Source organism: Alcaligenes sp. SJTW-7 (genome assembly GCF_047716895.1).
Lineage (GTDB): Bacteria > Pseudomonadota > Gammaproteobacteria > Burkholderiales > Burkholderiaceae_B > Alcaligenes > Alcaligenes ammonioxydans.
Window position 1 is genome coordinate 3,237,835 of the sequence record NZ_CP136682.1, and the last position, 18,751, is coordinate 3,256,585.

General features: G+C 57.6%; 17 protein-coding genes. 6 read left to right on the forward strand and 11 right to left on the reverse strand.

What is annotated here, in order from left to right:
* Window positions 1–542: 542 nt before the first annotated feature.
* From RSQ48_RS14655 to RSQ48_RS14680, 6 genes are all read right to left on the reverse strand, one after another.
* On the reverse strand, window positions 543–1,121 hold the full coding sequence (locus tag RSQ48_RS14655; protein ID WP_003801921.1) for an OmpA family protein: 579 nt from the start codon (window positions 1,119–1,121) through the stop codon (window positions 543–545).
* Between the two features lie 266 nt (window positions 1,122–1,387).
* Entirely contained in the window at window positions 1,388–2,377 is a 990-nt protein-coding gene (locus tag RSQ48_RS14660) for a Bug family tripartite tricarboxylate transporter substrate binding protein (protein WP_415301937.1), read from the reverse strand.
* A 69-nt stretch (window positions 2,378–2,446) separates the two neighbouring features.
* The gene (locus RSQ48_RS14665; RefSeq protein WP_003801924.1) at window positions 2,447–3,184 is read right to left on the reverse strand and encodes an amino acid ABC transporter ATP-binding protein; all 738 of its coding nucleotides are present in this window, start codon (window positions 3,182–3,184) and stop codon (window positions 2,447–2,449) included.
* Between the two features lie 60 nt (window positions 3,185–3,244).
* A complete protein-coding gene (locus RSQ48_RS14670; protein ID WP_003801926.1) occupies window positions 3,245–4,339 on the reverse strand; it encodes an amino acid ABC transporter permease in 1,095 nt (364 codons plus the stop codon).
* Window positions 4,340–5,527 (reverse strand): amino acid ABC transporter permease, encoded by a 1,188-nt coding sequence (locus tag RSQ48_RS14675; RefSeq protein WP_131070919.1) that lies wholly within the window; start codon window positions 5,525–5,527, stop codon window positions 4,340–4,342.
* 98 nt (window positions 5,528–5,625) lie between these two features.
* On the reverse strand, window positions 5,626–6,642 hold the full coding sequence (locus RSQ48_RS14680) for an amino acid ABC transporter substrate-binding protein (protein ID WP_003801927.1): 1,017 nt from the start codon (window positions 6,640–6,642) through the stop codon (window positions 5,626–5,628).
* A gap of 220 nt (window positions 6,643–6,862) precedes the next feature.
* Here RSQ48_RS14680 and RSQ48_RS14685 point away from each other — a divergent pair, with 220 nt between their 5' ends.
* The 3 genes from RSQ48_RS14685 to mutY are packed head-to-tail and all read left to right on the forward strand — an operon-like array spanning window position 6,863 to window position 9,530.
* Window positions 6,863–7,534: a cell division ATP-binding protein FtsE gene (locus tag RSQ48_RS14685; protein ID WP_003801931.1), complete on the forward strand. Its 672-nt coding sequence runs from the start codon at window positions 6,863–6,865 to the stop codon at window positions 7,532–7,534.
* Window positions 7,531–8,439, forward strand: coding sequence for a cell division protein FtsX (locus RSQ48_RS14690; protein WP_003801933.1), 909 nt, complete (start codon window positions 7,531–7,533; stop codon window positions 8,437–8,439). The genes RSQ48_RS14685 and RSQ48_RS14690 overlap by 4 nt, the downstream gene beginning before the upstream one ends.
* A complete protein-coding gene (mutY, locus tag RSQ48_RS14695; RefSeq protein ID WP_415301938.1) occupies window positions 8,439–9,530 on the forward strand; it encodes an A/G-specific adenine glycosylase in 1,092 nt (363 codons plus the stop codon). The genes RSQ48_RS14690 and mutY overlap by 1 nt, the downstream gene beginning before the upstream one ends.
* A 63-nt stretch (window positions 9,531–9,593) precedes the next feature.
* Here mutY and rodA read toward each other — a convergent pair whose 3' ends face one another.
* The 5 genes from rodA to RSQ48_RS14720 all read right to left on the reverse strand — a co-directional run bounded on the left by rodA (window position 9,594) and on the right by RSQ48_RS14720 (window position 15,159).
* On the reverse strand, window positions 9,594–10,736 hold the full coding sequence (gene rodA / locus RSQ48_RS14700) for a rod shape-determining protein RodA (RefSeq protein WP_003801938.1): 1,143 nt from the start codon (window positions 10,734–10,736) through the stop codon (window positions 9,594–9,596).
* Window positions 10,733–12,592, reverse strand: coding sequence for a penicillin-binding protein 2 (gene mrdA, locus RSQ48_RS14705; protein WP_003801940.1), 1,860 nt, complete (start codon window positions 12,590–12,592; stop codon window positions 10,733–10,735). Before mrdA ends, rodA begins: the two co-directional genes overlap by 4 nt.
* A gap of 14 nt (window positions 12,593–12,606) precedes the next feature.
* The gene (gene mreD, locus RSQ48_RS14710) at window positions 12,607–13,188 is read right to left on the reverse strand and encodes a rod shape-determining protein MreD (protein WP_131070921.1); all 582 of its coding nucleotides are present in this window, start codon (window positions 13,186–13,188) and stop codon (window positions 12,607–12,609) included.
* A complete protein-coding gene (gene mreC / locus RSQ48_RS14715) occupies window positions 13,172–14,053 on the reverse strand; it encodes a rod shape-determining protein MreC (protein WP_131070922.1) in 882 nt (293 codons plus the stop codon). The genes mreD and mreC overlap by 17 nt, the downstream gene beginning before the upstream one ends.
* 62 nt (window positions 14,054–14,115) lie before the next feature.
* Window positions 14,116–15,159 (reverse strand): rod shape-determining protein, encoded by a 1,044-nt coding sequence (locus tag RSQ48_RS14720; RefSeq protein WP_003801946.1) that lies wholly within the window; start codon window positions 15,157–15,159, stop codon window positions 14,116–14,118.
* Window positions 15,160–15,431: 272 nt separating this feature from the next.
* Here RSQ48_RS14720 and gatC point away from each other — a divergent pair, with 272 nt between their 5' ends.
* The 3 genes from gatC to gatB are packed head-to-tail and all read left to right on the forward strand — an operon-like array spanning window position 15,432 to window position 18,727.
* A complete protein-coding gene (gatC, locus tag RSQ48_RS14725) occupies window positions 15,432–15,740 on the forward strand; it encodes an Asp-tRNA(Asn)/Glu-tRNA(Gln) amidotransferase subunit GatC (protein ID WP_003801948.1) in 309 nt (102 codons plus the stop codon).
* Between the two features lie 9 nt (window positions 15,741–15,749).
* Window positions 15,750–17,270 carry an Asp-tRNA(Asn)/Glu-tRNA(Gln) amidotransferase subunit GatA gene (gatA, locus tag RSQ48_RS14730; RefSeq protein ID WP_219235130.1) on the forward strand — a complete coding sequence of 507 codons (1,521 nt, stop codon included), beginning with the start codon at window positions 15,750–15,752 and terminating at the stop codon, window positions 17,268–17,270.
* A complete protein-coding gene (gatB, locus tag RSQ48_RS14735) occupies window positions 17,270–18,727 on the forward strand; it encodes an Asp-tRNA(Asn)/Glu-tRNA(Gln) amidotransferase subunit GatB (RefSeq protein ID WP_003801953.1) in 1,458 nt (485 codons plus the stop codon). Before gatA ends, gatB begins: the two co-directional genes overlap by 1 nt.
* Window positions 18,728–18,751: the final 24 nt, after the last annotated feature.

An 18,751-nucleotide genomic window follows, 5' to 3' on the forward strand; every position in this document is an offset into this window, starting at 1 on the left:
ATCTTAGACCCAGATCCCAGATCCTCAATACATGATTACTTGAATAGCCACGGTATGAGCCATTGGGGGCGGTGGGGACCCGGAGGGGCGATTCAGAGTACGTGCCGCAGGCGGGGGCATGATCCGGGGTGCAAGCACTCTGCTGTTTGAGCGGGACGCTTGTGGTTCGTCCGGGGGACGAACCATCCCGCGAGTTCAGAGTGCGCCCGGATGATGACCTCGACAAGGGGCCCGGTGCGCAGCACCGGCAAGTGCTCAAGCCCCTCCGGGTCCCCACCGCCCCCAAGGGCGTGTTCATTACCGGGTTCTCCTGAATAATCAGCCTTACCACCCAAGCAACGGTGAGGTCATCAGCGACAACAGATAAGCACCCATTGGCAGCTCACAACTCACAGCTAACAACAAGCAACAAGCAACAAACAACAAACAACAAACAGAGGATCCTGCCCTACAACTCCATTACTCCCCGATCGAGCACAAAAAAAAGCCCGGCTAAAAACCGGGCCTTTTATCAGCACCCCCGAAGGGGTGCAAGCAGAGACTTACTTCTGCGGCGCGTACAGATACAACTCCACGCGACGGTTCATGGCACGGCCTTCTGCCGTCGCATTGTCACCAATAGGCGAGTTCGGACCGCGGCCTTCCACCATCAAACGACCTTGGCCTACCCCTTGCTGATTCAGATAATTGGTCACAGCACTGGCGCGGTTGACCGACAAGGTCTGATTGGTCTGTGCCGAACCCGTGCTATCGGTATAACCAATCGCCTTGGCGCGCAACTCAGGATGCTGATTCATGGCACGCGCCACACTATCCAGAACAGGCAGCAAAGCCGGTTTCAGCTGATAGCGACCCGTATCAAACGAGACGCTGCTTGGAATATTGACCCGCAAGCTGCCGTCAGCCATTTCGGTCACATCCACGCCCAGGCTGGTAGCGCCGGACTGCTGAACGTCTTTCTTGATACCGGACCAGTTATAGGCCGCGATCCCGCCAGCCAATGCACCAATACCGGCTCCTATCAGGGCCGCCTTGCTGCTATCGCCAATCAAGGCTCCAATACCCGCCCCCACTGCAGCGCCGCCACCGGCTCCAACGGCGGTGCGACCGCCCGTGCTCATATTGTCCATCGTGCCGCACGCGGCCAAGAAGGAAAAAACACCAGCACATGCTGCAACTTTTGCAGACCGAATGAAAATTGTCATTATTGGCTCCGTAATCTCAAATTAAGTACCAGGACCACTTGGATGCCTCCCATACTAGCAACGGGCATCTCAAGCAGGTACTTCAAAACAGGCTTCACTGCCTTCTTTAACAATTCTTGATCTTGCGAGCGGCCATCCCGACTTCAGTCACTCATTGCCTGTAGGGCTAAGCCTTTGAAAGCTTAGAATAACTCGGCTCCCGAATCGGCAACGACTTCTTTGTACTTCTTAAGATCATTGCTGACAAGCTCACTGAACTCAGCCATGGTACCAGGCTGCACGTCAGAGCCCATCGTTGCCAGTGCTTCCCGCACGGCCGGATCCATCAAGGCCTTGGCATAAGCGGCATGCAGCTTGTCCAGAACAGGCTGCGGTGTACCGCCTGTTGCAAACACGCCGAACCAGGTACCCAGGTCAAAAGGCTTCACCCCAGCCTGCTCCATGGTGGGCACGTCGGGGAAAAAGCTGGAGCGCTCCAGCGTCGTCACTGCCAAAGGCTGGACAGTCTGCGCCTTGATCAGAGGAGCAGCCGAGGCCAGATTGTCAAACATGAAATGGACTTGGCCTGCCAGCAATGCGGTCTTGGCCGGGTTGGCGCCGGCATAGGGAACATGCACAGAATTGATATCGGCACGCGTATTGAGGACCTCTCCAGCCAGGTGGCCCGCACTGCCATTGCCGCCAGACGCAAAATTCAGTTGGCCGGGGTGCTCTTTGGCGTAAGCAATCAGATCCTGCACGGATACAATCTTGTTCTGCTCGGCAAACTCCTTATTCACAATCAGGATATTAGGCACCGAGGCAACCAGCGCGATAGGCTCAAAGCTCTTGACCGGATCAAAGGGCACCGTCTTGTACAACCACGGATTGATGGCGTTGATTGCCACCGCTCCCATCATCAGGGTGTAACCGTCTGGAGCGGCCTTGGCCACGATGCTGGCACCAATATTGCCACCCGCGCCGGACTTGTTCTCCACCACGACCGTACCCAGATCACCTTTGACACGTTCGGCCAGCAAGCGCGCCATGCTATCCAGTGGACCACCTGGCGGGTAAGGCACCACAAACTGAATAGGTTTGGAGGGGTAGGAATCCTCTGCCATCACGGCAGGTGCAGCCATGACAGCCGCAACACCAGAGACCGCCAGCAGCCACTTACAGACACGAAACATCACTTTTTTCCTTGAAATTAAAATGCATATGGGCTGCGCAAGGCAGCCCATTCAGAGCAGCCATCGATCTTAATGAATGATCTGGCTGAGGAACTCGCGCGTTCTTTCATTACGTGGCGAGTCAAAGAACTCATCAGGCGTATTTTGCTCGATGATTTCACCCTGATCCATAAAAATGACCCGATCGGCCACTTTACGCGCAAAACCCATCTCGTGGGTCACGCACAACATGGTCATGCCGGTGTGGGCCAGCTCAACCATCACTTCCAGCACCTCCTTGACCATTTCAGGGTCCAGGGCCGAGGTAGGCTCATCGAACAACATGATTTTAGGCTCCATGCACAAGGAGCGGGCTATGGCCACACGCTGCTGTTGCCCGCCCGAAAGCTGACCGGGATACTTGTGGGCCTGCTCCGGAATACGGACCCGCTCCAGATACTTCATGGCCAGTTCCTGAGCCTGTGCCTTGGTTTTACGTCGTACCCATATGGGCCCCAGGGTCAGATTCTCCATCACGGTCAGGTGCGGAAACAGGTTGAAGTGCTGGAACACCATGCCCACATCGCGCCGGATGGCCTCGATCTGGCGAAGATCATTGGTGAGCTCTTCGCCCGCCACGATAATCTGGCCTTGCTGATGCTCCTCCAACCGGTTAATGCACCGGATCAGAGTGGACTTGCCCGAGCCGGACGGTCCGCAAATCACAATGCGCTCGCCCGCAGCCACTTCCAGATTGATATCGCGCAGCACATGAAACTGCCCATACCATTTATTGACGTTCTTTAGCTGAATAATGGCGTCTGCCATGCAAAACTCCTTGTCTGGCCGGCAAAGCATCGGATTTGAGCCAAGGCTTTGCCGCCTGTGTCAGCGTTCATAACCCGTTTGCAAACGTCGCTCCAGGGAACGACTGTAGCGAGAGATGGAGTAGCAGAACACAAAATAAATCAGTGCGATGAACAGATACGCTTCCCGGCTGAACCCGCGCCAGGCCGAATCGGCCAGGGCCACTTTGGCCGCCTGGGTCAGATCGAAAATGCCGATAATGACCACCAGGGAAGTGTCCTTGAACAGGGAAATGAAAATGCCGACCAGCGGCGGAATCACGATCTTGAGTGCCTGGGGCAAGATGATCTGACGCATGGTGCGCCAATAGCTCAAACCCAGGGAGGCAGCCCCCTCGTATTGCCCTTTGGGAATTGCCTGCAAACCGCCACGTACGGTTTCGGCAATATAGGCAGCGGCAAACAAAATGATGGCAATCTGGGCGCGCAGCAACTTGTCGATGTTAAAGCCCTCGGGCATGAACAAAGGCAGCATGACCGAGGACATGAACAAGAGACTGATCAGCGGCACACCGCGAATCAGCTCAATGTAGACCACGCATACAGCCTTGACAGCAGGCAGGCGGGACGTCCTTCCCAAGGCCAGCAACACGCCCAAAGGAAATGCAAACGCGATACCGAAGGTTGCCAGGATCAGGGTCAGCGGCAAGCCGCCCCACAGGCTGTTTTCCACATAGCTCAGGCCGAGCACCCCGCCCCACATCAGAATGCCTACCACTGTCAGGCCGGCCAGCCACAACAAAGGTAGCCAGGGCTTCCAGAACCAGCGTATGCAACTGCACACGATCAGCAAGGTCAACAGGATAGTCGCCAGCAAAGGGCGCCACTGCTCGTCATAAGGGTAGATGCCAAACAGGATCAGACGATGCTTTTCCCGAATAAAAGCCCAGCAGGCACCGGCACTGGCACGACAGTCCTGAGCCGTTTGCGCATCGAAGTTGGCCTTGATGAACAGCCAGTCGATCGTGGCGGGCACCGTCAACAAGAGCAGCCAGGCCGACAGGACTGTCAAAATCGCATTTAACGGGGATGAAAACAGATTCTGACGCAGCCAGCCCAAAATACCCGTCTGTAGAGGGGGCGGCCCGCTTACGGTGGATGTAGGCGTATGACTCATTTAGCGCTCCACCAAGGCAATACGGTTGTTGTACCAGTTCATGAAGACCGAGATCGACAAGCTGACCGTCAAATAGGCCGCCATAATGATCAAAATGCCCTCAATCGCCTGCCCGGTCTGGTTCAGGGTGGTATTTACCACAGACACAATATCGGGATAGCCAATGGCAACAGCCAGCGAGCTGTTTTTAGTCAGGTTCAGGTACTGGCTGGTCATGGGAGGCACGATCACACGCAATGCCTGAGGCAGGACGACCAGACGCATCATGCGCGCACGGGACAAGCCCAATGCCTGAGCGGCTTCCCACTGCCCCTTGCCCACGGACTGAATACCCGAGCGCACCACCTCCGCCACAAACGCTGAGGTATAGGTAATCAGACCGGCCAGCAAGGCGGCAAACTCGGGCGACACGGTCACGCCCCCCACAAAGTTGAACCCTTGCAAACGCGGCAGGTCCAGGGCCAGGGGCGTGGGACTGATGAACAAGGCCAGAGCCGGTATCAAGAACAACAGGAGCACACCCACGCGAAGGGTGGGAAAAGGAACGCCGGTTCGCTCCAGACGACGCCGTGCCCAGTGTGCCATCAGCACCCACAGCACCACGGCAATGCCCAGACCTACGAAGATCCAGTCCATTGCGTCGCCCTGCAAGGTGGGCAGCTTCAACCCCCGGTTCGATAAAAACACGCCAGACATCGGATTCAAGGCCTGCCGCGGCCCGGGCAGGGTTTCGGTAATCAGGGCGTACCAGAAGAACAATTGCAGCAGCAAAGGCACGTTGCGCATCACTTCCACATACGCGCCCGCCAGTCGGGACACCAACCAGTTCTTGGAGAGCCGCGCAATGCCCAGCAAGGTCCCAAAGACAGTGGCGGCAATGATGCCTATGACCGCGACTTTAAGCGTGTTGACCAGGCCAACCAGAATGGCCCGCCCGTAGCTATCGGAGGGCGAGTAGGCCAGGTCCGATTCGCCAATCGCAAAGCCTGCCTCTCGATGCAGAAAATCAAAGCCGGTGGAGATATTGCGAACGGCCAGATTGTGTAAGGTATTGGAGACCAGATACCACACACAAAAGCCCAGCACGCCCAAGATCAGCACCTGATAAATAATGCCGCGCGTAAACGGATCATTCCAGGACAGGCGCCGTCTGGGCGTGGCTGGTGTGGCAGGTTTATTTTGTGCCATAGCGTAAAACCCATGGATGCAGCACTACGCGTAGCCCTGCGAGGTGGCGCGCGTCTGGCCAAAGCCAGACGCAACAACAAACAGTGAAGATCGAAATCTTAACGCACTGGCCAGCCGTACATCACCCCACCATCGCGCCATTGTGCATTCAAACCGCGCTCGAGCTTCAATGGCGTGGATTTACCCAGGTTACGCTCGAAGCTTTCACCGTAATTGCCGACCTGTTTAATAATGTTGTAGGCCCACTTGTTATCCAGCTTCAAGCCTTTGCCCAGCTCGCCGGACACGCCCAGAATACGCTGGACGTTAGGATTGTCACTCTTGGTCTTTTCATCCACATTGGCACTGGTAATGCCATACTCCTCGGCCTCCAGCATCGCATTCAGAGTCCAGCGCACCAAGGTAAACCAGTCGTCGTCGCCCTGGCGTACAAAAGGCCCCAACGGCTCTTTGGAAAAGTCCTCGGGCAAGATGTCGAATTCCTCCGGTGTAGTTTGAGCCGCGCGCACGGCAGCCAACTGGGACTTGTCACTGGTAAAGCCGTCACAACGCCCAGAAGTGAAAGAGCGCATGGCCTCTTCCGGGTTATTGATCACCACAGGGTTGAACTTGATCCCCTGACCGCGGAACCAATCAGCCAGGTTCAGCTCAGTGGTTGTGCCCGGCTGTACGCAAATAGCGGCCCCATCGAGCTCTTTGGCACTTTTCACCCCCAGATTCTTTTTCACCATGACGCCCTGGCTGTCATAGTAGTTAATGCCAGTGCTGACCAAGCCCAAGGTCGTATCGCGCGAGATTGTCGCGGTGGTATTACGAGTCAGAACATCCACTTCACCCGATTGCAAGGCCGTAAAGCGCTGCTGGGTAGTCAAAGGCGTTACCTTGTATTTTTTCGCATCCCCAAACACAGCAGCGGCGATCGCACTGCACATATCCACGTCGATGCCAGACCAGACCCCCTTGCTGTCGGCCAGCGAGAATCCAGCAATACCCGTTGAGACACCACACTGCACAAAGCCTTTCTTCTTTACCGCGTCCAGTGTTTCGCCCGCCTGCGCATTGGCGGCCAGGGCCATCAACGCAACACTACATGCCAAGGTTTTCACTAAGGTCATGGAATATCACCTCCTGTTTACTTTTGGTAAATGGATGCAGATTACAATTGCAGCTAAGCTGTGGTGTCCAATCGTAGAACCAGTCTGTACAAACACAAATCGGGGGTTTCCCTCTGACAGCCTGATAATTGCGTTGACCTACGCCGACATTTTCATGCGGGCTCCCGCCCTCTTTTGCCGGGGGCTTTCCAAGCAGACTCCTCTTTAATTGTGCGTCGCGATGATCGAGTTCCAACACGTTTTTAAATCGTATGGCCGCAGTAAAAATATTCTCGCCGATATTAATTTCCGTATTGATAACGGCGAATTCATTTTTGTGTCGGGCCCGTCGGGAGCAGGGAAATCCACTTTGCTGCGCCTGATCGGTGGTCTGGAGCTGCCCAGTCGGGGCTCTGTCCAGGTCAACGGGCATCGGCTGGATAAACTTCCTGCGCGTGCGCGGCCCTACCTGCGACGTGCGGTGGGCGTAGTGCTGCAAGATACACATTTGCTGCAAGATCGCAGCGCCCTGGCCAATGTACTGCTGCCACTGGCAGTCGTGGGGCTGGAGCCTCGCATCGCCCAGGCACGGGCCCGGGCTGCGATGGAAAAAGTTGGCCTGCGCGGCAAAGAAGATTTGAAGCCGGTGGAAATGTCCGGCGGAGAGCAGCAAAGGCTGGCAATTGCGCGCGCCATTGTGAATCGGCCAGCCATCTTGATCGCTGACGAGCCCACGGCGAATCTGGACGCCGATAATGCCAAACGTATCATGGACGTCTTAATGGACTTTAACCGGGTGGGGGTCACAACCCTGATCGCCTCGCACGATCTGAACCTCATGGCCCGCTACGCCCGTCGTACCCTGTTGATTCAGGATGGCCGCTTTTCCGATCACCCAGGAGTGCTGGCATGAGAACCTGGCTGCGTCACCATCAATATGCCTTTCTGGTCGCCCTGCGTCGCCTCAAAGTGCAGCCCTTTTCATCGCTGTCCAATCTGCTGGTCATTGCCTTGACCCTGGCTGTCCCGGTTCTGGGTGCCAGCATCCTGCTGGCCGCCCAACCGGTCGTGCGCGAAATCCCCACCTCGCCCGAAATGACCGTGTTCATGAAACAGAACAGCACGCTGGAGCAGGCTCAGGTCTTCAGCCAGGCATTGGGCAAAGAATTTCAGAGCGATCTGGCCAACATACGGCTGGTCAGCAAAGAGCAGGCTCTGAAGCAACTGCAAAGCAACCCCAGTTGGACACAAGCCCTGGGCGCGCTACCCAGCAATCCCTTGCCCCACGCTATTGTGCTGACGCTGCATGAAACCCCGGATCTGGTGACGCGTGCCGATTCGCTTGCCCAGGCCCTGCAAGGCCGTGAGGGAGTCGATAGCGTGCTGCTCGACAGTGAGTGGGTGCAACGCCTTGCCGCGATTCTGAGCTTTATCCGCATCGGTTTGTGGATTCTGATGGCCGGCGTCGGCGTGGTGGTCATTGCCACCGTGTTCAATACGGTGCGCCTGCAAGCCTTGAACCAGCGTGAAGAAATTGCCGTGGCCCGCCTCGTGGGGGCAACCGAGGCTTTCGTGCGCCGCCCCTTTTTATATATGGGCGCGCTGACAGGCTTGCTGGCCAGCGCCTTGGCGTGTGGACTGGCCCTGCTGGCGCTAACGCCCCTGAACAAGGCGCTCTCCAGCCTGGCCCAAAGCTACGGCGTGCAATTTACGCTCCGGCTGCCGGAATTTTCTCTTTTACTGACGGCTGCGGTTTTGGTCGCCATTCTGGGCGCACTGGCAGCTCGCTGGTCTGTTACCCGTAGTACCCAATATTGATGTCACTTCCCCAACCCTGCCCCCAAAACCTGGCCGAAAAAGTGGTGGCCTGGCAAAAAACTTCCGGCCGCCACCATCTCCCCTGGCAAAACACGCAAGATCCTTATCGCGTCTGGCTGTCCGAAATCATGCTGCAGCAAACCCAGGTAGCCACGGTGCTGGGCTACTATGCGCGCTTTCTGGAACGCTTCCCCACCGTTCAGGATTTGGCTGCGGCCGAGCAGGACGAGGTCATGCCTTACTGGGCAGGCCTGGGCTACTACGCCCGCGCCCGCAATTTGCACCGCTGTGCCCGCGAGGTCATGGAAAAGTGGGGGGGCCGCTTTCCCGCCACCGCCGCTGATCTGGCCACCCTGCCAGGCATAGGCCGCTCTACTGCCTGTGCCATCGCTGCATTCTGCTTTGGCGAACGCAGCCCCATCATGGACGGTAACGTCAAACGGGTTTTTACACGCTATTTTGGGATCTATGGTCCCACGCAGAAAAAGGCCGTAGAAAATACCTTATGGGCCAAGGCCGATGAGATTGTGGAACTGGCCCCGGCCGATCTGGACATGGCCGCCTACACACAAGGCCTGATGGACCTGGGCTCGCAATGCTGTACCCGCAGCAAGCCCACCTGCAGCCTCTGCCCACTGCAAAGCGACTGCTATGCCCACACCCATCAGGTGCAGTCCGATCTACCCAGCCCCAAAGAGCGTATCCGCCAGGACGAGCGCTATGCCCATCTATTGATTCTGGAGCTCAATGGTCAGGTTCTGCTGGAGCAGCGACCCGACAAGGGCATCTGGGGTGGTTTGCTCACCCTGCCCCAGTTTGACGATGCCAGCAGCCTGCACGCTGCCGCGCTGCGCTGGTCCGGTAAGGAAGCTGTGGCGCTGGCTTCATTCCAGCACGTGTTCTCGCATTTCAAGCTGCACATCACGCCCTGGCTGCTGCACGTAGATGAGACTCTCCTGGCAGAGCCGACTGCAGGCCAACAATGGCATGATCATGAATCGCTGGAGCAAACAGCCTTGCCGGCCCCTGTCCGCAAGCTGCTGCTCGGTTTGTATCAGGGCAAGAACAGTGAGCAATTGATCTTGAGCTGACAGGGCCCGGGGGCTTGGCTGGCCCCCGGCCAAGTCTGCAACAATAGTCCGCCGTCAACGCCCTTAGGCCGGGCGGGCCGGTTTATCGTTGCTGATACTCATCAACATCCCGCAGGCCACGCCCAGGGTCATCAACGCCGTACCGCCATAACTCAGGAAGGGCAAAGGCACCCCCACCACGGGCAAAATCCCCGTCACCATGCCTATGTTTACAAACACATAGACAAATAACATCATGGCCATGGAACCCGCCAGCAAACGACTGAACTGGGTATGCGCTCCTGCGGCAATCGACAGGCCACGCAAAATAAGCAGGGCATACAAGACCAGCAGCATGATGCCGCCGTAAAGCCCGAACTCTTCTGCAAATACAGCAAAAATAAAGTCGGTCGTGCGCTCGGGCACAAAATCCAGATGAGACTGGGTGCCCATCATGTAACCCTTGCCGTACACGCCTCCCGAACCAATCGCAATCATGGATTGGATGGTGTGAAACCCGCGGCCCAAGCGGTCACTGCCCGGATTCAGCAATGTGCAAACCCGGTGTTTCTGATAGTCGTGCAAAACGACCCAATCCAGATCGGGCACGCAAATATAGTCTTCGTAATACAGCAAGGCGCTGATGCCCAGCACCAGTACCACCACGATGGGAACAATCAGCTTGAAGGACAGGCCCGCAAAATAAATCACGCAAAAGCCAGCGGCGAACACCAGCAAAGCCGTTCCCAAATCCGGCTGCCGCACGATCAGCAAAAAAGGGATCATCAGCAAAATGCCGGCCACCAGAAAATCCAGCAGGGTCATTCTGGGCCGCTGGTAACGGTGAAAATACCAGGCCAGCATCAAAGGAACGGAAATCTTGAGCATTTCCGAGGGCTGAATCCGCGCCACCCCCAGGTCCAGCCAACGCGTTGCGCCTTTGCTGGTTTCGCCAAAAAACTCCACACCCAATAGCAACACCACGCCCACGGAATACACCACTGGCGCCAGCTTCATCCACATCGCTGGCGGGATCAGGGCAGCCACCCACATTACCCCAAATGCCAGCAGGAAATTGCGCACCTGATCGGCAAAACGCCAGTCAGTCCCGCCCACTGCCGAATGCATGACCGTCATGCCCAGCGCGGCCATCAAGACCAGCAGGAGCAACAAAGGCCAGTCAAAGGCGGAGACGGCGCGAAGGCCCAGTTGCAAAATCCGCTTCATTGCATCTGCCCTCGCTCCACCAACCAGTAATCAAAAACCTTGCGCACAATAGGCGCAGCCACTGATCCGCCCCAACCCGCATTCTCCACAATCAAGGCAACCGCAATCTTGGGGTTGTCGGCCGGCGCGTAAGACATGAACAAGGCGTGATCGCGCAAGCGTTCATCAATGGCGTTGGCGTTGTACTTGGCGCCTCGCAAGCTAAAGACCTGAGCGGTCCCTGTCTTGCCGGCGGCCTGATACGCTGCCCCGGCAAAAGCGCGGCGGGCGGTTCCCAGACGCACGACATCCACCAGCGCGCGCTTGATGACGTCCACATTCGCCTGCTTCAAGGGAATCAGCTTGGCATCAATGCGCACCGGCTGTTCAATTTCCGGATCATGGGGGTTCAGGGTCTGGGTAACCAAATGCGGTGGCCTGACGATGCCATTGCTGGCCAGCACCGCGGTGGCATGAGCAAGCTGCAACACGGTAAAAGAGTTGTAGCCCTGCCCCACTGCCACCGAAATACTTTCTCCGGCATACCAGCGCTGCTGGGCAGGTTTGCGATAGGCCTTACGCTTCCACTCAGTCGACGGCAGTATGCCTTGCCGCTCACCGTCCAGGTCAATCCCGGTCTTTTGTCCAAAGCCGAACTGTTTCATGAAGTCGTGCAGATTGTCGACTCCGATTTCCGGCCCCAGGGAATAAAAATACGTATCCGAGGACACCACGAGCGCACGGTGCATATCGGTAGAACCATACACCGCCCCCCCTGCATTGCGGAAACGCTGCCCGCCAAACTCGAAATAGCCGGGGTCGGAAATACGGTCGCTTGCCTTGCGCTTGCCTGTCTCAAGGGCAGCCAGAGCCACAAAGGGCTTGTACGTAGAGCCGATGGGGTAAGTGCCATACAAGGGACGATTAATCAGTGGGTGATCGGGCGAATCATTCAGTTTGCGCCAGTTCTCCACGTCAATACCGTCAATAAACAAGTTCGGATCAAACGAAGGGGCCGAAACGAAGGCCAACACCTCGCCGGTGCTAGGTTCAATGGCTACCAAAGCACCCCGGCGTCCCGCGAACAGGCCCTCGGCCATTTTCTGCAGGCCGATATCCAAAGACAAACGCAGGCTGGCACCTGGCACCGGGTCCACACGGCTTAAGGTGCGTACGGGCCGACCCGAAGCCGCTACTTCCACTTCCTCGATGCCGGTGCGGCCATGAAGGGTTTTTTCCCAGGTTTTCTCAATGCCCTTTTTGCCGATCACCTGCGTGCCGCGATAGTTGCCCGTTTGACCCGTTTCCTCAAGGCGCTGTTGATCGGCCTCCGAAATGCGCCCCACATAACCCAGCACATGCGCCGCTACCTCGCCCTGCGGATACTCGCGCACCCAGCGAGCCTGCAAGTTCACACCCGGAAACTTGAAGGCATGAGCCGCAAACCAGGCGGCTTCATCATCGCTCAGATTATTACGTAGCAAGATTTCGGAATACCGGCTGTTTTGTGCCACACCCTGCTTGAATCGGCGACGGTCACGGGGGCTTAGCGCCACCAGTTCCCCGACACGATCCAGCATGTCATCGACCGGTTCCGTCAGGCTGGCCGGTACCACCGACAAGGTGTAGTCGCGATAATTGCGGGCCAGAACCTCGCCATTGCGGTCCAGAATCTCGCCACGTCGGGGAGTGATCGGGATGACGGCAATACGGTTCTGATCGGCTCGGGCAGCAAAACCTTCATAGCGCACCACCTGCAAATACCATAGGCGCACGCCCAGCACCCCGAGCAGAACGCAAGCCAGAACAGCCGCAACCAGCGCACGAAACAGAATGCGCTGGCGCAACTGATGCGAGGTTTTTTTGAATTCAAACATGGCCGCCCATCCCGTCAGGACGAACCGGAGTCGGACTCGTCCAGACGCCGCTGCGGCAGGAACAGCACGCTATCGGCCAGGGGCCACAGGGCGGCGGTCAGCAAGGTGCCGCCCGCCCACTGCCAGCCGGACCACTCCCCCACCAGCCAGGCGTGCAGGACGCGCACCAGCAACTGGGCCAACAGCATGACGATTGCCATGTGCAAAAAGTGGGTCCACATGCCGAAATTCAAAATGCGCTTGCGTAACAGCAAGGCGCCGTACACCACCAGAATATAGGTCAGCGCATGCTCGCCCAAGAGGCTGCCATCGTGTACATCAACCAAAATGCCCAGAAAAAACGCTAGGGACATGGGGACACGACGTGGCTCATGGACCGCCCAAAAAGCCAGCACCAGCATGAGCAGGTCCGGTGCAAACGGCAACAGTCGCCAAGGCAACATGGAGCCCAGCCACATCAAAAGAATCGATCCCCAGACCAGCCAGGGGCTGGACGCGCGCGAGAAGGGGCTGCTGTCGATGGGCTGCAGGCTGCTCAGGTTGGACGCCCGGCTTGTGCGGTTGGATGTGTCGGGGGACTCAACGCGGCGCGTCATGGGCTTCGTCCTGTTCAAGCGGGCGCTCGCTCTCGGGCACCAGCAAAATCAGAAAATGGCGGTAGCGCTCAGGATGCGACAAAGGCGTGACCAAGGCCAGGGCAAAGCCCGAGGCGTCATCGCGCTCAATGCTGCTGACGATACCCACGGGCAAGCCGGCAGGAAACAAGCCCCCGATCCCGCTGGTAATCAGGGTGTCGTTGGGCTCCAGATCCACATCGCTGGTCAGGTACCGCACTTCCACCTTGCCGCCCGGATTGCCCCCAAAAGCGATCAGACGCAGGCCGTTGCGCAGCACCTGCACCGGTACCGACACCTTGTCGTCGGTAATCAAGGCCGCCTCTGAGGTAAAACGCGTGACACGCACCACCTGGCCCACCACCCCGCCCTCATCAATTACCGGCATGCCCGGGCGAATGCCGCTGGAAGAGCCTTTATTGAAGATCAGATGGCGGGCATACCCGTTGGGCGGCTCATACAGCACTTCCACGGCTACTGACGGTTGCGTCACGGCATCAGCCACCTGCAGTAGACGGCGCAATTGCTCGTTTTCGGCAGACAGCTGGGCGGCATGGGTGGAGAGCTGAGCCAGCTCGATACGCTGGCGTTGCAAGGCTTCTTTTTCGGAACGGGCAGTTGAGGCCGCATCCGTCCAGCTGCTGAAGTAAGTGACCAGATCACGGGGAGCGAGCATGACACGCTGAAAGGGGTACAGAACAGCAGCGACAGCCTGCCGCACCGGTTCGAGCACCGCAAAACGCGCATCCGTAATCAACAAGCCCACCGCCAGCACCAAAAGAGCGGCCAGACGCAGCTCAGCGGATGAGCCGCGCCTAAATAGCCGGATGGAGCCTTGTTCTCGCATTACTCAAACACTCGATCGCTTGCCTTCCACTGGCAGACCACGCCGTGGAGCCCAAGCAAAGATCAATCGTAAATAAATACGGACTCCAGACGCTCCAGATGTTCCAGAGCCTCGCCGCAACCCCGTACCACGCAGGTCAGAGGATCTTCAGCCACCACCACAGGCAGGCCGGTCTCTTCTTGCAACAGACGATCCAGGTCATGAACCAGGGCACCCCCGCCGGTCAGGACAATACCTTTATCGGTAATGTCCGCACCCAGCTCAGGAGGAGTTTGTTCCAGCGCAGTTTTAACCGCAGAGACAATTTGATTCAGGGGGTCGGTCAACGATTCAAGAATCTCGTTGGACGAAACGGTGAAACTACGTGGCACCCCTTCGGACAAATTGCGACCCTTGACTTCAATTTCACGAATTTCGGTGCCGGGGAAAGCAGAGCCAATCTCTTTTTTGATCAGCTCGGCCGTGGGTTCGCCAATCAGCATTCCGTAATTACGGCGGATGTAGTTGATAATCGCTTCGTCGAACTTGTCGCCACCAACGCGCACCGAACCCTTGTAAACCATACCGCCCAGGGAGATGACGGCCACTTCGGTGGTACCACCACCAATATCGACCACCATGGAACCGCTGGCATCAGAGACCGCCAGGCCCGCACCGATTGCGGCGGCCATGGGCTCTTCAATCAGATAGACCTTGCTGGCACCGGCACCCAATGCGGATTCTTTGATGGCACGGCGCTCCACCTGGGTCGAACCACACGGCACACACACGATAATGCGCGGGCTGGGAGCAAACATGCTGCGTGGGTGAACCATGCGGATGAACTGCTTGAGCATCTGCTCGGTGACGGTAAAGTCCGCAATCACGCCATCTTTCATGGGCCGGATGGCTTCAATATTGCCAGGCACCCGACCCAGCATTTGCTTGGCCTCCTGCCCGACGGCCTGAATGATTTTTTTACCATTAGGTCCGCCCTCATGGCGGATGGCTACAACGGACGGTTCATCCAGTACGATACCCTTGCCGCGTACATAAATAAGGGTATTGGCCGTACCGAGGTCGATTGCCATATCGCTGGAAAAGTAACTGCGTAGGAATCCGAACATGGGCGCGCAAAGTGTAAAGTGTTTGGGGAAAAAAGGCAGGTAAATTCGGCGCGGAACTCAAGCGTAGAACGACAGGCACAAGAACCAGGCAACGAATTCAAAAATACCTGGGAAGGAAACGGTCAATGATAACTTATAATTGCTCTACATTAGGACTGTTTTAATGGTCAGTTAAGTTCTGTAACCCCCGCATTTGCTGTAAAAGTGCCAAACTGTCCTTAACTGACAGATTTCCGCTTTTTTTTATTACTCATTTTCCAGTACCCACCCACATGTCTATCACTGAACAGGATGTTGCCCGTATAGCGCAACTGGCGCGCCTTGATCTTTCTGCTGAACAAGCCTCCCAGGTCGAGCACGATTTGACGCGCATCCTGGGCCTGATCCAGACTTTGCAAACCGTTGATACTCAAGGCGTTGAGCCAATGGCCCACCCCTTGTCCGCCCGCCAGCAGATCAGTCTGCGCCTGCGCGAGGACAAGGCTCTGCCGTCCGGCACGGTCGAAAGCCGCCAGGCCATGATGCGCAACGCCCCCGCCGAGCAGGATGGCCTGTTTCTGGTGCCCACGGTCATCGAATAAAGCAAAACCATGTCTTTTACCCCTGAATTCGCGACGATTGCAGCGCTACGCCACGCTCTGCACAACAAAACCGTCAGTGCCCGCGAGCTGGCCCAGCATGCGCTGGACAATAGCGCCCGCCAAAAAGCGCTTAACGCCTTTGTTCAGCAGGACCCTGACCTGACTCTGGCCCAGGCCGATGCCGCAGACGCACTGATTGCCCAGGGCAAGGCCGGCCCACTGACCGGCATCCCCATCGCACACAAGGATCTGTTTGTCACCAAGGACTGGCAGACCACCGCCTGCAGCAAAATGCTGCAAGGCTACCTCAGCCCCTTTGACGCTACGGTCGTCACCAAGCTGCAGGCAGCCGGCACAGTCTCCCTGGGCAAACTGAATTGTGACGAGTTCGCCATGGGCTCTCGCAATGAAAGCTCGGTATTTGGCCCGGTGCGCAACCCCTGGGATCATTCCATGGTTCCCGGCGGCTCCTCAGGCGGCTCTGCTGCCGCAGTGGCCGCAGGCCTGGTCGCCGGGGCAACCGCCACCGATACGGGCGGCTCCATTCGCCAGCCCGCCGCCCTGTGCGGCGTCAGCGGCATCAAACCCACCTATGGCACGATTTCGCGCTTTGGCATCATCGCGTACGGCTCCAGCCTGGATCAGGCCGGCCCCATCGCCCGCAACGCGCGCGATTTGCTGGATTTGCTGGAAACCATGTGTGGTTTTGACCCGCAAGACGCCACCAGCCTGGAATTTTGCGACGATCAGCCCAATACTGGAACCCGTATTCGTCAGGAATTTGAACAGCACCAGTCGCAGCAAGACGCGCAAGGCAGCCAGCCCCTGAAAGGCGTGCGCATTGGAGTGCCTGCGCAGTTCTTCGGTCCTGGCCTGGACCCGGCCATCGCCGATGCGATCGAGGCCGCGCTGAAAACCTACGAAAGCCTGGGTGCGGAACGCGTCACGGTGCAACTGCCCTTGACCGAACTGTCGGTTCCCACCTATTACGTCATCAGCCCTGCTGAAGCCTCGACCAACCTGTCGCGCTTTGACGGGGTGCGTTTTGGCCACCGCGCCAGCCAGTACACCGACCTGAACAGCATGATCTCGCGTTCCCGCTCGGAAGGCTTTGGCCCTGAAGTCGTGCGCCGCATTCTGGTCGGCACGTATGTGCTCTCGCACGGCTACTACGACGCTTACTATCTGCAAGCTCAACGCGTGCGCCGCATGATTGTGGACGATTTCCAGAAAGTCTTTGAGCAGTGCGACCTGATTCTGGGCCCTGTCACGCCCGCTCTGGGTCGCAAGCTGGGCGCCACCATCGAGGACCCCACCACCGACTGGCTGGGCGACGTCTATACGCTGGGAGTCAGCCTGGCTGGCCTGCCTGCCATGTCCGTTCCCTGCGGCTTCAGTCAGGGCGAACGCCCCTTACCCATCGGCCTGCAGATCATTGGCAACTACTTCCGTGAAGGCCAGTTGCTGGCCTTTGCCGACCGCTTCCAGCAAGTCACCGACTGGCATCAACGTCAACCAGGACAACAATAATGGAATGGGAAATTGTGATCGGGCTGGAAACCCACACCCAGCTCTCGACCGAATCCAAAATCTTCTCCAGCAGCAGCACCCGTTTTGGTGCGTTGCCCAATACACAAGCCAATGAAGTGGACATGGCGTTGCCCGGCGCCTTGCCCGTCTTTAACCGTGGCGCAGCTGAACGGGCGATTCGCCTGGGCCTGGCCGTGGGCGGACGCATTGCGCGACGCTCCGTATTCGAGCGTAAAAACTATTTCTACCCGGATCTGCCCAAGAACTATCAGATCAGCCAGATGGAAATCCCGGTGGTCAGTGGCGGCACCATCAGCTTCATGCTGGACGGCGAAGAAAAGACCATTAATCTGACTCGCGCCCATCTGGAAGAGGACGCCGGCAAATCCCTGCACGAAAACTTCCGGGGCCCCCACGGCGAATCCAGTACCGGGATCGACCTGAACCGCGCCGGGACCCCGCTGCTGGAAATCGTGTCCGAACCCGAAATGCGCTCGGCCGCCGAAGCGGTGGGCTACGCCCGCGCCTTGCACAGCCTGGTGGTCTGGCTGGGCATTTGCGATGGCAATATGCAAGAAGGCTCGTTCCGCGTGGACGCCAACGTGTCAGTCCGTCCCAAAGGCCAGAAAGAATTTGGCACCCGTTGTGAGCTGAAGAACATCAACTCCTTCCGTTTTCTGGAGCGTGCCATTCAATACGAAGCACGCCGCCAGATCGAACTGATCGAGGACGGTGGCAAGGTCATCCAGGAAACCCGCCTGTACGACTCCGACCGCGACGAAACCCGCAGCATGCGCAGCAAGGAAGATGCCCACGATTACCGCTACTTCCCCGACCCGGATCTTCCCCCCCTGTTTATCAGCGAAGAGTGGATCGAGCAGGTTCGTCAGGACATGCCCGAGCTGCCAGCACAAAAACTGGCCCGCTTCGAGCAGGAGTTTGAGCTGAGTCGCTACGACGCCTCGCAACTGACCGTGGACCGTGCAACCGCCGACTTTTTTGAGGCAATTTTGCAAGCAGGCGCCAAGAGCAATGCCAAACTGGCTGCCAACTGGATTCTGGGCGAGCTGTCCGCCGCCTTGAACCGCGAGGAAATTGGCATTGAACAATCCAAAGTCAGCCCGGCCCAACTGGCCCAGTTAATTGCCCGTATTGCCGACGGCACCATCTCCAACAAGATTGCCCGCGACGTGTTTGCCGCGCAATGGGATGGCGAACTCAATGGCGATGTGGATGCCATCATCGAAGCACGCGGCCTCAAGCAGATCAACGATGTGGGCGCTATTGCCGCCATGGTCGATGAGGTGCTGGCCGCCAATCCGAGCATCGTTGAGCAGCACCGTGCCGGCAAACCCAAAGCCTTCAATGCCCTGGTCGGTCAGGTCATGAAAGTGGCCAAGGGCAAAGCTAATCCGCAGCAGATCAATGAAATGCTCAAGCAAAAGCTGGATGCCTGAATCTGGATGCAGTGCTGAGCGGAT